11 protein-coding genes are annotated in these 14,289 nt (G+C 58.3%); all 11 read left to right on the top strand.

All coding sequences use genetic code 11. The annotated features are described in order from the left end of the window. Positions 1-93 precede the first annotated feature (93 nt). The 11 genes from sad (at position 94) to B3X29_RS06620 (ending at position 14,215) form a co-directional block, all read left to right on the top strand. Positions 94-1,476, top strand: coding sequence for a succinate-semialdehyde dehydrogenase (gene sad / locus B3X29_RS06670; protein WP_159338934.1), 1,383 nt, complete (start codon positions 94-96; stop codon positions 1,474-1,476). Between the two features lie 367 nt (positions 1,477-1,843). Continuing rightward, complete coding sequence (locus B3X29_RS06665; protein WP_103179573.1) at positions 1,844-3,421, top strand: methyl-accepting chemotaxis protein; 1,578 nt, start codon at positions 1,844-1,846, stop codon at positions 3,419-3,421. Positions 3,422-3,484: 63 nt separating this feature from the next. Next, positions 3,485-4,411 carry a glutaminase B gene (gene glsB, locus B3X29_RS06660; protein WP_159338930.1) on the top strand — a complete coding sequence of 309 codons (927 nt, stop codon included), beginning with the start codon at positions 3,485-3,487 and terminating at the stop codon, positions 4,409-4,411. Between the two features lie 162 nt (positions 4,412-4,573). After that, positions 4,574-6,025: a GGDEF domain-containing protein gene (locus B3X29_RS06655; RefSeq protein ID WP_159338928.1), complete on the top strand. Its 1,452-nt coding sequence runs from the start codon at positions 4,574-4,576 to the stop codon at positions 6,023-6,025. A 181-nt stretch (positions 6,026-6,206) separates the two neighbouring features. Further along, positions 6,207-7,199 carry a sensor domain-containing diguanylate cyclase gene (locus B3X29_RS06650; RefSeq protein ID WP_159339322.1) on the top strand — a complete coding sequence of 331 codons (993 nt, stop codon included), beginning with the start codon at positions 6,207-6,209 and terminating at the stop codon, positions 7,197-7,199. Between the two features lie 51 nt (positions 7,200-7,250). Next, positions 7,251-8,216 carry a sensor domain-containing diguanylate cyclase gene (locus B3X29_RS06645; protein WP_103179577.1) on the top strand — a complete coding sequence of 322 codons (966 nt, stop codon included), beginning with the start codon at positions 7,251-7,253 and terminating at the stop codon, positions 8,214-8,216. A 166-nt stretch (positions 8,217-8,382) separates the two neighbouring features. Further along, on the top strand, positions 8,383-9,834 hold the full coding sequence (locus B3X29_RS06640; protein WP_159338926.1) for a tagaturonate reductase: 1,452 nt from the start codon (positions 8,383-8,385) through the stop codon (positions 9,832-9,834). 232 nt (positions 9,835-10,066) lie between these two features. Further along, positions 10,067-10,981, top strand: a complete 915-nt coding sequence (locus tag B3X29_RS06635; RefSeq protein ID WP_103179579.1) for a bestrophin family protein — start codon at positions 10,067-10,069, stop codon at positions 10,979-10,981. A 151-nt stretch (positions 10,982-11,132) separates the two neighbouring features. Beyond that, complete coding sequence (locus B3X29_RS06630) at positions 11,133-12,128, top strand: alpha/beta fold hydrolase (protein ID WP_103179580.1); 996 nt, start codon at positions 11,133-11,135, stop codon at positions 12,126-12,128. Between the two features lie 48 nt (positions 12,129-12,176). Beyond that, positions 12,177-12,917, top strand: coding sequence for a response regulator (locus B3X29_RS06625; RefSeq protein ID WP_114387091.1), 741 nt, complete (start codon positions 12,177-12,179; stop codon positions 12,915-12,917). Next, positions 12,914-14,215 carry an ATP-binding protein gene (locus tag B3X29_RS06620; RefSeq protein ID WP_159338924.1) on the top strand — a complete coding sequence of 434 codons (1,302 nt, stop codon included), beginning with the start codon at positions 12,914-12,916 and terminating at the stop codon, positions 14,213-14,215. Before B3X29_RS06625 ends, B3X29_RS06620 begins: the two co-directional genes overlap by 4 nt. Positions 14,216-14,289 lie beyond the last annotated feature (74 nt).

The raw sequence follows: 14,289 nt of genomic DNA, 5'->3' as shown, positions 1-14,289 counted from the left end.
CTCGTTTCGTGAATAAGGTGGTTATTATTATTCATTTTTAAGAAATAGCAGATCGCGCCACACTGTAGCAACTGTTAATACACGGAGCCGATCATGACTACACCTTCTGCTACCCATGCCCTGTCCATTAACCCGGCAAACGGCGAAACCCTGGCTGTCTGGCCGTGGGCGACCGTCACCGAGGTTGAACATGCCCTTGCACAGACCGATACCGCCTTTCGCCTGTGGCGCAACGTGCCGGTGGCGACGCGTGCGCAAAAGCTACGCGATCTGGGCGCCGCGCTGCGCAATCGTGGCGAAGAGATGGCGCAGATGATCAGCCGGGAGATGGGCAAACCCATCGCCCAGGCGCGTGGGGAGGTGGCGAAATCTGCCGGGCTGTGCGACTGGTATGCTGAACATGGCCCGGCCATGCTCAATACCGAGGCAACCCAGGTAGCGGACGCGGTGATTGAGTATCGTCCGCTGGGGCCGGTGCTGGCGGTGATGCCGTGGAACTTCCCGCTGTGGCAGGTGCTGCGCGGTGCGGTGCCGATTATTCTGGCGGGTAACAGCTATCTGCTGAAACATGCTCCGAACGTGCAGGGTGCCGCGAACCTGATCGCGGCAATTTTTACCGATGCCGGATTCCCGCAGGGGGTGTTTGGTCAGTTGAACGCCACTAATGACGGGGTAAGCCAGATGATCGCCGATCCGCGCATCGCCGCGGTCACCGTGACCGGCAGCCTGCGTGCCGGGGCCGCCATTGGCGCCCAGGCCGGGGCGGCGCTGAAAAAATGCGTGCTTGAACTGGGCGGTTCCGATCCCTTTATTGTCCTCAACGATGCCGACCTGGATCTGGCGGTAAAAGCGGCGGTGACCGGACGCTATCAGAATACCGGGCAGGTGTGCGCGGCAGCCAAGCGCTTTATCGTCGAGGCGGGTGTTGCCGATGCGTTTAGCCGTCGCTTTGTCGAGGCCACCGCGGCCCTTAAGATGGGCGCGCCTGAAAACGAAGAGAACTACCTCGGGCCGATGGCCCGTTTCGATCTGCGCGACGAGCTGCATCAGCAGGTGCAGGCGACGCTGGCCGAAGGGGCGACCCTGCTGCTGGGCGGCGAGAAGATTGCCGGGGCAGGGAACTACTATGCGCCGACCGTGCTGGGGAATGTGACCCCAACGATGACCGCGTTTCGTCAGGAGCTGTTTGGCCCGGTAGCAGCGATTAGCGTAGCAACCGATGCCGATCACGCGCTTGCCCTGGCTAACGACAGCGATTTTGGGCTTTCGGCGACACTCTTTACCGCCAATCCAGAGCTGGCCGACCGCTTTGCCCGCCAGCTTGAGTGCGGCGGGGTGTTTATCAACGGCTACAGTGCCAGCGACGCCCGCGTGGCGTTCGGCGGGGTGAAGAAAAGCGGATTTGGCCGGGAGCTGTCGCACTTTGGCCTGCATGAGTTCTGTAATGTGCAGACGGTGTGGAAAGACCGGGTTTAACTTTGCTTCCATTGTTCCGCCGGGTGGCGCTGCGCTTACCCGGCCTACAAAACCCGCAGGCCCGTGCAAGCGAAGCGCCGCCGGGCGTTGCCAGGTTTGACGTTGAGCCCGTATTCCTGCCGGGTGGTGCTGCGCTTACCCGGCCTACAAAACCCGCAGGCCCGCGCAAGCGAAGCGCCGCCGGGCGTTGCCAGGTTTGACGTTGAGCCCGTATTCCTGCCGGGTGGTGCTGCGCTTACCCGGCCTACAAAACCCGCAGGCCCGCGCAAGCGAAGCGCCGACGGGCGCCTGTCATCATTCTGAAATAGTTCTGTCATTTTCACTGCGTAGACTCGCCCACGTCTAAGTCCTTGTTAATGAAGAAATCATGAACTTAATGCAAATTTTTCGCCGCATTACTCCCCGGAAGTTTGGTTTGCTGGCGGGGATCTTCTGTATCATCGGCCTCTTTTCCGCGCTGCAAATCTCTTCATCGGTCTTACTTTCCGTCTCCCTGCGCGATGCCCAGCGCAACGAACAGCGCAACCAGATGGCCTGGCTGCAACAGGCAAAGGTCGATCAGGCCCGCATCTCGTTGCTGGCAGCAAGCGATCTGCTTAACCGTGCGGGAGTTTATTTTATGCAGGATAAAGAGACCGGATCCGACGGCAGCTGGCACAGCCTGATGGATGAGGCGCAACAGGCGCTACGTGATTCTCAGCAGGCCTGGCAGGCGTGGCAGGCGATGCATCCGCCACGGGATGAAGCACTGCTCAACAGCTACCAGTTGTTTTTCGACGCTATTCGTGAGCAGGCCGACGGGCTGGTCAACGGTCAATCGATCGATGCCTTCTTTGCCGTACCTGCCCAGGCGTTTCAGGCCGATTTTAATGACAACTATGCCCGCTATCAGCAGGCCAGCGCCCAGCGCGCCACGGAGGGGCGGCAGCGGCTGACGGCCAGTCTCTCCGGTCTGCAATCACTCTTTCTGCTGGCCCCGGTTGTTCTGCTGGGGATTGCGGTTGCGGTGTGGTTTGCCATGTCCCGCTGGGTGATCGTCCCGCTGCGTCGTCTTATCGCTCATATTAATCTGCTGGCGGCGGGGGATCTCTCTTCACCGCTACCCACCGTGACCCGGTTTAACCGCGAGATTGCGCAACTGGGCGGTAGCGTGGAGACGCTGCAACAGGGCCTGCAACAGCTGGTGACCCAGGTCAGCGAGGCGACCACCTCGATGGTGACCAATATTGGCTCGCTGGCGCAGGGCAATCAGGATCTCTATCAGCAGTCTGCGCGTCAGGCGCAGGAGTTGAAAGAGGTGACCGCGCATATTGCCGCGCTGGAAACCCACGTCGAGGGAAACAGCGGCTATGCAAAACTGGCAAGCTCACGGGCGGACGAGGCGCGGGAGATGGCGGCAGGGGGAGACCGGATGATGGAGACGGTCAATGCCTCGATGGCGGCCATCGTGGAGCGCTCTTCGGAGATGCGCGGCATTGTGGCGATCATCGATAATGTGGCGTTCCAGACCAATATTCTGGCGCTGAACGCGGCCATTGAAGCGGCCCACGCCGGCAACCAGGGACGTGGATTCGCCGTGGTGGCGCGGGAGGTGGGGCTGCTGGCGCGTAAAAGCAGTCACTCGACCCAGACCATCCAGCAGTTAATTAACCACTCGTTGCAGGGCATTGAGGATGGCTCGAAAGCCGTCACCCGGCTGGAGGATAACCTCCAGCAGGTGATTGGCCTGGTGGGTAATCTCTGTAGTCTGCTGAATGAGATCTCCGTTGCCACCCTCAGCCAGGGCGAGAGTATTCACCGTATGACCAGCCAGCTCCAGGCGCTGAACCAGGTGGCTCGCCAGACCGATGCGCTCGTCAACACCGCCTCCGAAGCCTCCCAACGGCTCCATGATGAATCGGGCCTGCTGTTGCAGGCTGTCTCGCGGTTCCGACTGCCTGCCTGACGCCATCCATCAGCCTCTGTTATACTCGCAGGCCGTTTTTGGCCTGTGAGCAAGGAGCAACCGATGGCTGCGAACATCAATAATCAGATGCTGGACGCCATTCTGGCGCAAGTACGTCCCCTGTTGGGCAAGGGTAAAGTCGCCGATTACATCCCGGCGCTGGCCTCGGTCAATGGCAACAAACTCGGCATTGCCATCACTACGGTGGACGGGCAGCACTTTCAGGCCGGTGATGCCACAGAGCGTTTCTCCATTCAGTCGATTTCGAAAGTCCTGAGCCTGGTGGCGGCGATGCGTCAGTATGACGAGGATGAGATCTGGCAGCGGGTGGGGAAAGATCCCTCCGGTCAGCCGTTCAATTCGCTGTTGCAGCTGGAGATCGAACAGGGCAAACCGCGTAATCCGTTTATTAACGCCGGGGCGCTGGTGGTATGCGACATGCTGCAAAGCCGCCTGAGCGCACCGCGCCAGAGAATGCTGGAGATCGTGCGTCAGCTCTCCGGCGTCAGTGATATCGGCTACGATTCCGCCGTTGCCCGCTCGGAGTTTGAACACTCGGCGCGCAATGCGGCGATCGCCTGGCTGATGAAGTCGTTCGGCAATTTCCATAACGACGTGTCAACGGTGCTGCAAAACTATTTCCACTACTGCGCCCTGAAGATGAGCTGTGTCGAACTGGCAAATACGTTTCTTTTTCTGGCTGCTCAGGGTTATGCCCCGCATCTGTCCGAGCCCGTTGTCACGCCGATGCAGGCCCGGCAGGTCAATGCGTTGATGGCGACAAGCGGGATGTATCAGAATGCCGGTGAGTTTGCCTGGCGGGTGGGGCTGCCTGCGAAATCGGGGGTTGGTGGCGGGGTAGTGGCGATCGTGCCTCACGAGATGGCGATTGCGGTCTGGAGCCCTGAACTGGACGACGCGGGGAACTCCCTGGCGGGCGTCACGGCGCTGGAACACCTGACTCAGCAGCTGGGGCGTTCAGTCTATTAAGCACTGCCTGTGCCGTCTGGCTGACGGCACAACTGATAAGCACTGCTAACTGGATGATGATAGTTATCCCCTTAATGTGATATACATTAATACCAAACTTTTAACATTCATCCGCGTGGATGTGTATTCAATGTTAAAAGCAACCCTATGGATTGATATTGCATGTCTTCTGCTTACGCCAGAACATTCACACTTTTTCAGCCGCACAGTCCGTTCCGAAACGCGGCGGGAATAGTGGTATTGACCACGCTGTTCTATTTTATCGGCGCGCAGCTTCGTCTGATGGAGTCGCTGTCGATGTTCTGGCCGCTGAATGGCGTGATGGCAGGGGTGTTTGCCCGCTACGCTTACCTGAACCGGCCTCGCTATTACGTGATGTCCTATATCGCCATGCTGGTATACGACGCCATCACCACCGACTGGGGCATCTCCTCGCTGGGTATTAACCTCTCGAATATGGTGTTTATTGTCACCGTAGCCCTGTTGGTCCAGCGCGACAAGCGACTGAAAAATCGCACCCCGGATCCGGTGAATGCCCTGCGGCTGTTTAACTATTGTCTGGTGGCTGCGCTGCTGAGCGCCCTGCTCGGAGCGGCGGTGGCGGGCGGGGTGGACAGTCGCGCCTTCTGGCCGCTGGTCGCCGACTGGTTTAGCGAACAGTTTTCTACCGGGGTATTAATTGTTCCCTGTATGCTGACCATGACCTGGCCCACGTTCAACCGGGCCATAGGTGCCAGCCATTTGATGCCGGTGGTGTTGCTGATTATCTCGGTGATGGCCTCGGTCGCAATCGGCGGGGCCGGTGCGCTGGCGTTTCCGCTGCCGGCGCTGATCTGGTGTGCGGTGCGCTATTCGCTGCCGGCAACCTGCCTGTTGACCTTTGTCACCGGGACAGTGGAGATCACCCTGATTGGCAACTCCATCATCACCATCGTGGCAACCACGCCGCTCACCACCCCGATGATGTTCTCTGCCCGTCTGGGGATCGCTACCCTGGCAATCTGCCCGGTTATGGTCTCGGTCAGCATGGCGGCGATCAATTCCCTGATCCGCCAGGTTTCCCTGCGTGCCGATTACGACTATCTGACTCAGGTTTACTCCCGCTCCGGGCTGTATGAGGCGCTTAAAAATGTTGAAGGGAAGCGCAAAAGCCCGCGGCTGACCGTCATGCTGCTGGATATCGACTATTTCAAAAGCATCAACGACAACTATGGTCACGAATGTGGCGATACCGTCCTGGCCGCTTTTGCGCGCAAAGTGCAGGAGACGGTGGGCAACGCAGGGCTGGTGGCGCGAATGGGCGGCGAAGAGTTTGCCGTGGTGGTGAACTCCGCTTCAGCCGGGCACGCATATGCTCTGGCGGAGCGTATTCGTACCACGGTTGAACAACATCCCTTCAACTGGCGGGGGCAGACGCTGTTTTTAACCGTCAGTATTGGTCTGGGCAGCGGAAGGTCGGAGCCGTCACAGCTCACAGAGGTGTTTAATCGTCTGATGACAGAAGCGGATGATTATCTGTATCGCTCGAAAAAAGCAGGTCGAAATCGTACCAGCGCCCGAATGACAGAGATAAAAACTACCGAACAGGCGGCAGCGCCTTCGGAACAGCTGTAATCGTTTGCCAGGGCGCGACCACGCCCTTCACCATATATTCACGAAACTGATAAATGCCTTGATACAAAATTTCAACGTCAATAATATAAAAGGGTGATTATATCGGAAAAATCGTGTGATGAACGGAACTGACAGACTCAGTAAATCCCCTCGCGTGCCTGGCAGTCGGTTTATCAAACGCATGTATCTGATGCGAATGCTTGGAACCTTCCTCTGCTTTATCCCTATTCTCTCCGTCCTGCTGGAACAGCAACGTTCCGTCTGGCTTATGGGATTGCTGGCTATCAACGCCTTTGTCTGGCCAACCCTGGCCTGGTGGCGCGCCCGGCGTTCTTCGACGCCGCTCCTTACCGAACATCAGAACCTGGTTTTAGACGCCGGGGCAGGCGGCTTCTGGATCGCCATGATGGCGGTCAATCCGCTGCCTTCCGTCGCCATTGCCACTATCTTACTTGCCGACCGGCTGGCGGCGGGTGGCTTCCCGTTGATGAAAAAGGCCGGGGCGGTGATGGTGGCGGTCTTTATGGGGAGCTGGCTGGCGCAGGGAATGGCGCTGGTGCCGTGGGTGTCGCAGCGCACTCTCTATGCCACGCTGCCGTTGATTGCTATCTATACCGTGGCGCTCAGCGTGCTCACCAACACTATCGCCGTGCGGCTGCGCTTTAAATCACGCGAGCTGGAGCGTATTGCGATGATGGATCCGCTGCTGGACATTGCCAACCGGCGTCTGCTGGAGGAGCGTATCGATCATGAGCTGCATAAATTGCAGCAAACCTGCCACGATTCGGCGCTGATGTTTATCGATATCGATAACTTTAAAGAGGTCAACGATCGCTACGGCCACAAGGTGGGAGATATGCTGTTGGTGACAGTGTCACAAATTTTGCATATCGCCAGCCGTCAGAGCGACACCCCGGCGCGACTGGGTGGGGACGAGTTTGTGATCCTGCTGCCCGATACCACCCTCGACGAAGCGCGGATAGTCGCTACCCGCATTATGGATGCGGCAGCGATTATCAGTGACGTCGCGGAAGAGGCGGTCCATTGCACAATGAGTATTGGCATTGCCTGCGCCACCCGGGAGATGGGAAATGTTACGGACTGGTTACAGGCTGCCGACGCCGCACTGTATCAGGCGAAACGCGATGGTAAAAACCGCATATTTGCCCACTAACTGGCCTCAGTATGCGCTAAGCTTTTAAAAAGCCTGACGTCCGGAGTCTGTATGAAATCACCCTCACTACCCAACAATGAAGCAAAGCGTCTCAGTGCCTTGCGTGAATCCGGGCTGCTTGAACCAGAAGATCACCCGACCTACGCGCGTATAACCCGGCTGGCAAGACGCGTGTTTGGCGTGCCGGTGGCGATGATCAATCTGGTTGACGAGCACGTTGTGGTCGTTAAATCCACCGATGGTGGCGACCCGACCAGCCTGCCGCGAAATCTCTCTTTTTGCGGCCATACCGTCCTTAGCGATGCACCGCTGGTGATCCCCGATACCCTTGACGATACCCGCTTTGCCGATAACCCCCTGGTCACCGACGATGATCCTATCCGCTTTTACGCGGGTTATCCGCTGCGTCTGCCCGGTGGGGCCGCGGTGGGATCGCTCTGCATTATCGATCACTATCCACGCCCTTTTTCGCCTTCTGACATTGAGGCGCTGGCCGACCTGGCGGCACTGGTGGAAGCGGAGTTTGCCGCCGCCAGCGCCAGTATCACCGACCCGCTGACCGGGCTCTACAACCGCCGGGGCTTTCATCATCTGGCGACCTATGCCATTCGCGCTGCCCGCCGTCGGGCTGAGCCTTTAACCCTGGCCTGGCTGGATCTCGACCGTTTTAAGCAGATAAACGCCCGCTATGGCCGCACAGATGGCGACAACGCCCTGAAGGCGATGGCCGGTCTGCTGAGCTCCACCTTTCGTGAAGCCGACGTGCTGTCGCGCTACGGCGGGGATGAGTTTGCCATCCTGTTTGCGAACAGCGACGAAAAGGGGGCATGGATCGCTATGCAGTTTTTAACCGAACAGGCGGCGAACTGGAACGAGCATGCCGAATATCCGTGGGCGCTCTCCTTTTCCTGGGGCGTGCGCGAGTTCGATCACGACCGCGACGATCTCAAGAGCTGGCTGACCACTGCCGACCAGATGATGTACTCCATGAAACAGCAGCGAGGTACCGGATGTTGAGAAGGGAGAAGTAAACCCCGCAGGCGTTCTGGTCTACAAATTCATATAGATCCTGTCACAATTCACACTGGAATTGATCAAAACCGGGGTTCGTGGTCGTAAAGTTTGATAAGTTATCGTACCAATCTTATCAGGCTGTATGACTAATCATTACAAGGACCCCATTGTGAACACACTAAACCGTCGTGATTTTCCCGGTGCTCTCTATCCTGAACGTATCATCCAGTTTGGTGAGGGCAACTTCCTGCGTGCGTTTGTTGACTGGCAGATCGATCTGCTTAACGAGCATACCGACCTGAACGCCGGTATTGCGATTGTGCGCCCCATCAAAAGCGATTTTCCGCCTTCGCTGAGCACCCAGGACGGCCTGTATACCACCATCATTCGCGGCCTGAACGAGCAGGGCGAAGCGGTCAGCGACGCGCGCCTTATCCGCTCGGTGAACCGTGAGATCAGCGTTTACGATCAGTACGATGAATTCCTGAAGCTGGCGCATAATCCAGAGATGCGCTTTGTCTTCTCTAACACCACGGAAGCGGGGATCAGCTATCACGCCGGGGATAAGTTTGAGGATGCGCCTGCGGTCAGCTATCCGGCAAAACTGACCCGCCTACTGTTCGAGCGTTTCAGCCATTTCAACGGGGCCGCCGATAAAGGCTGGGTTATCGTGCCGTGCGAATTAATTGACTACAACGGTGACGCCCTGCGTGAGCTGGTGCTGCGCTATGCTCAGGAGTGGGCGCTGCCTGCGGCCTTTATCCAGTGGATCAATGACGCCAATACCTTCTGTTCCACCCTGGTTGACCGTATCGTCACCGGCTATCCGCGCGATGAAGTGGCAGAGCTTGAAGCCTCTCTGGGCTATCACGATGCCTTCCTCGATACCGCTGAACACTTCTATCTGTTTGTGATCCAGGGGCCAAAATCGCTGGCACAGGAGCTGCGTCTCGATAAGCTGGCGCTGAACGTGCTGATTGTTGACGACATCAAGCCATACAAAGAGCGCAAAGTGGCGATCCTCAACGGCGCACATACCGCGCTGGTGCCGGTGGCATTCCAGGCAGGGCTGGATACCGTGGGTGAAGCGATGAACGACACCGAAATCTGCGCCTTTGTCGAAAAAGCGATTCATGAAGAGATTATTCCGGTGCTGGATCTGCCGCGCGATGAGCTGGCCTCGTTTGCCAGCGCGGTAACGGGCCGTTTCCGCAATCCGTATATCAAGCATCAACTGCTGTCGATTGCCCTGAACGGCATGACCAAGTACCGGACCCGCATTCTGCCGCAGCTTCTGGCGGGGCAGCAGGCCAGCGGCAAACTCCCGGCCCGTCTGACCTTTGCGCTGGCGGCCCTGATCGCCTTTTACCGTGCGGAACGTAACGGCGAAAGTTATCCGGTGCAGGATGACGCGCACTGGTTAACCCGTTTCCAGCAGCTGTGGACGCAGCATCATGACCAGCAGATCAACACCCGCGAGCTGGTGACCGCGGTACTGAGCGTCAGCGAGCATTGGGAACAGGACCTGACCCAGGTGAGCGGGCTGGTAGAACAGGTTGCGCAGGATCTGGATGCCATTCTGCATCAGGGCATGCGCGCCGCCGTCAAACCGCTCTGCTAAGCCATGGAGCCTCCCTCTCTCCTGACGGGAGAGGGGGAGCGCCCGCATAGGTTATCCTGACCGGTTACCTTTTTTAGTTACAACATACTTTAATCTCTTTTTATTCGAGCAGGATGAAACACCTTGCGGTCTGAACAGGCTTAGCAAAACGACAGCATTTTTTAACAAACTTGCAACCGTGATAACGATCACGTTTAATAGTCACCGCTCTTTTTTCCCGATGAAGCTGACTATGATCGTTCGACCCCAACAGCACTGGTTACGTCTTATTTTTGTCTGGCACGGTTCCGTGCTGACCAAAATCTTTTCCCGCCTGTTCCTCAATTTTCTGCTCTCCATCGTGGTGATCCTGATGTTGCCCTGGTATACCTCGCTGGGCATCCGGCTGACGGTCGCGCCGTTCAGCATTCTTGGGGTCGCCATCGCAATCTTCCTCGGTTTTCGAAACAACGCCTGTTACGCCCGCTATGTTGAGGCGCGACAGCTGTGGGGGCAGTTGATGATTGCCTCGCGCTCCCTGTTCCGGGAAGTGAAGAACACGCTGCCGGACGATCCGGCGTTAGGGGAGTTTGTCCGCCTGCAGATCGCCTTTGCCCACTGTCTGCGCATGACCCTGCGCAAACAGCCCCAGGCCGGGCAGCTCTCAAAATACCTGTCAGCAGAGAACCTGCGGGCCGCGATGGACTCCAGCTCCCCGGCGAACCGCATTCTGCTGATCATGGGGGAGTGGCTGGCGGTAAGACGCCGCAATGGTGAACTGTCGGATATCCTTTTTCACAGCCTGAATATTCGCCTGAATGATATGTCCACCGTGCTGGCGGGCTGCGAGCGGATCGCCAATACCCCGGTGCCGTTCGCCTACACGCTGATCCTGCACCGTACGGTCTACCTGTTCTGCATCATGCTGCCGTTCGCGCTGGTCAGCGATCTGCACTACATGACGCCGTTCGTCTCGGTATTGATTTCCTATACCTTTATCTCGCTCGATACCCTGGCGGAAGAGCTGGAAGAGCCGTTCGGCGTCGAGAATAATGACCTGCCGCTGGATGCCATCTGCAATGCGATGGAGATTGATTTGCTACAGATGAACGACGAGCAGGAGATCCCGGCGCGCAAACTGCCGGACAAGTATTACCAGCTGACGTAATTTCCCGGGTCATCGGGCCGCCTTTTGTATCGCAGTGTATCTGCGCGCGAGCGCGATACACCGCCTTGCAAAACGGCCAAATCTGCACATATTCGCCATACATCAGGGTGATGAGATAAGCGGGTCGAATAGCTGACCCGGAGAAACCACCATGATGAACAAACTGGCTTACTCAACCCTGGCCTTAACTCTCTCATTCGCCACCGTATCCGCCTGTCAGGCCGAGGCGGCAGGCAGCGATTATCACGCGGCCTTTAAGCAGATCCACCAGATTGACGCAGGCGATCTGAATATTGGCTATGTCGATATCGGGCCGAAAAACGGCGAACCGGTGATCCTGCTGCACGGATGGCCGTACGATATTCAGAGCTATGCCCAGGTGGCTCCCGCGCTGGCGGCAAAAGGCTACAGAGTGATCGTCCCGTACAACCGCGGTTTTGGCACCACGCGTTTCCTCTCCTCTACCACCCCACGTAATGGCCAACCGGCGGCCATGGCGAAAGATGTGATTAACCTGATGGACGCCCTGAAAATCAAACGCGCGGTCTTTGCCGGTTACGACTGGGGCGCGAGAACGGCGGATATTGTGGCGGCGCTGTGGCCGGAGCGCGTGAAATCGCTGGTTTCGGTGAGCGGGTATCTGATTGGCAATCAGCAGGCGGGGGCGAAACCGTTGCCGCCGAAGGCCGAACTGCAGTGGTGGTATCAGTTCTACTTCGCCACCGAGCGCGGTGAGAAGGGGTATGCGGCCAACACCCACGACTTTGCGAAACTGATCTGGACCCTGGCATCCCCCGGCTGGAAATTCAGCGATGCGACCTTTAACGTCAGCGCCAAAGCGCTGGATAACCCGGATCACGTGGCGGTGACCATCAGCAACTATCGCTGGCGTCTTGGGCTGGAGCGGGGTGAAAGCCGTTACGACAGCGATGAGCAGAAGCTGGCGGCCGCACCGACCATCAGCGTGCCCACCATCACCATCGAAGGTGATAACAACGGCGCACCGCATCCGGAGCCTGCGGCGTATGCGGCAAAATTTACCGGCAAGTATCAGCATCGCACCTTTACCGGCAATATCGGCCACAATCCGGCCCAGGAAGATCCGCAGGATTTCGTCAAAGCGGTGGTGGATGCGGACAAGTTATAAGCCAGCTATGCTATTTTTTTGCCCATCGCTGAAAAACAGGAGCTTAGGGTGGAGACAACCGATCACATTCTTGTCGTGGATGATGACAGAGATATACGCGAGCTGATCGTCGATTACCTGGTGAAGTCCGGCTATCGCGCCACGGGTGCGGCCAACGGCAAGGAGATGCGCGCCGTGCTCGACAGGCAGGCCGTGGATATGGTGGTGCTGGATATCATGATGCCGGGGGACGATGGCCTCACGCTCTGTCGCCAGCTGCGCAGCGGTCAACATAAGGATCTGCCGATTTTGATGCTGACCGCGCGCCATGACGATATGGATCGCATTCTGGGCCTCGAGATGGGCGCAGACGACTATGTGGTTAAACCCTTTGTGGCGCGTGAGCTGCTGGCGCGGATCAAAGCGATACTGCGCCGGTTTCGCACGCTGCCGCCCAATCTGCAGGTGACCGAAGCCGGACGGATCATCGCCTTTGGCGACTGGCAGCTCGACACCAGCGCCCGCCATCTGCTGGATGCTACCGGCACCATCGTGGCGTTGAGCGGGGCGGAGTACCGTCTGCTGCGGGTATTTGTCGATCATCCTCAGCGCGTATTAACCCGCGATCAGCTGCTTAACTTCACCCAGGGGCGGGATGCAGAGCTGTTTGAACGTTCAATCGATCTCCTGGTCAGCCGGGTGCGCCAGCGCTTAAATGAGGATGCGCGCACACCACTGTATATAAAAACAGTACGTAGTGAAGGCTATGTCTTTTCGATGCCCGTCAGCATTATTGAGGCCAAAGAATGAGGCTCTGGCCGCGCTCGCTCCATTACCGCCTGCTGCTGATTGTCCTGGTGGGGTTGCTGCTCGCCAATGGTCTGAGCCTGACGCTGGTGCTGGCCGAGCGGATGAGCAGCGCCCGGCACGTGATGCTCGGCAATCTGGAAGATGATGTTTCCACCAGCGTGGCGATTCTGGACAGGCTGCCGGCCAATGAGCGGGCGCAATGGCTCCCGCGTCTTGAGAGGGGAAACTATCGTTATCTGTTGGGGCCAGGGGAGCCGGGGGCACCTCCGGCCGATGCCCGTTCACGGGATGCAGTCCGGACCCTGACGGAGACGCTCGCAACCCACTATCCGCTGCGCTTCACGGCGGTGCCGGGGCCGGTTTCGCACATTCAGGCCCACCTGACGCTAAGCGACGGCTCGCCGCTGACGCTGGATCTCACCCCCCGCATGCCCCCGGTCGCCCGCTGGCTGCCGGTGGTCTTTGTGATCCAGCTTTTGTTGGTGGTGATCTGCGCCTGGCTGGCGGTGCGCCAGGTGGTGCGGCCCTTTACCCACTTTACCCGGGCAGTGGACACGCTCGAACCCACCAGCCCCAATCCGCTGACGCTCACTGAGCAGGGGCCGCTGGAGGTTCGTCAGGCGGCGCGCGCCTTTAATGCCATGCAGGCGCGGATCCAGGCGTCGCTCAAGGAGAGGGCGCAGATTCTGGCCGCTATTTCGCACGATCTCCAGACGCCCATTACCCGTATGCGGCTGCGCGTGGAGATGGCCGATCAGCCGGATCTGCGCGACAAGCTCACCCAGGACCTGGACAGCATGACGCGCCTGGTGCGCGAGGGAATAGACTACGCGCGCTCGTCCGGCGTGGCGCCTGAACCGGTTCGTAATGTCGATCTTTATACCTTTATTGATACGCTGGTCTGTGACTACAGCGATACCGGCAAAAACGTGCAGTTCTCGGCGGCGAGAAACCACATGCCCTTTGCAACCCGTCCGCAGGCGCTGCACCGGATCCTCACCAATCTGCTGGATAATGCCCTGAAGTTTGGCGATAAGGCAGTGGTGACGCTGACGACAGGTGATAACAGAGTGCAGATTGCCGTGGAGGATAACGGGCCGGGTATTCCGGAGCATGAGCTGGCGGCGGTGTTGCAGCCCTTTTACCGGGTGGAGTCTTCCCGTAACCGGGAAACCGGGGGGACGGGGCTGGGGCTGGCGATAGCGGCACAGCTTACGGGGCAGTTGAACGGGGAGTTGCAGTTGGTGAACCGGGCTGAAGGGGGGCTTTGCGCACGGATAACGTTGCCGATGGTTTGATTTTGTACCCTATCGCCGGGTGGCGGCGTTGCCTTACCCGGCCTACAACATAGCGATGCTAAAGCAATCGAATC

Origin of the sequence: Leclercia sp. UBA5076, from assembly GCF_002416465.1 — a bacterium.
Lineage (GTDB): Bacteria > Pseudomonadota > Gammaproteobacteria > Enterobacterales > Enterobacteriaceae > Enterobacter.
Note: the sequence above shows the minus strand (reverse complement) of the source record. Positions and strands in the feature narration are given on the sequence as shown.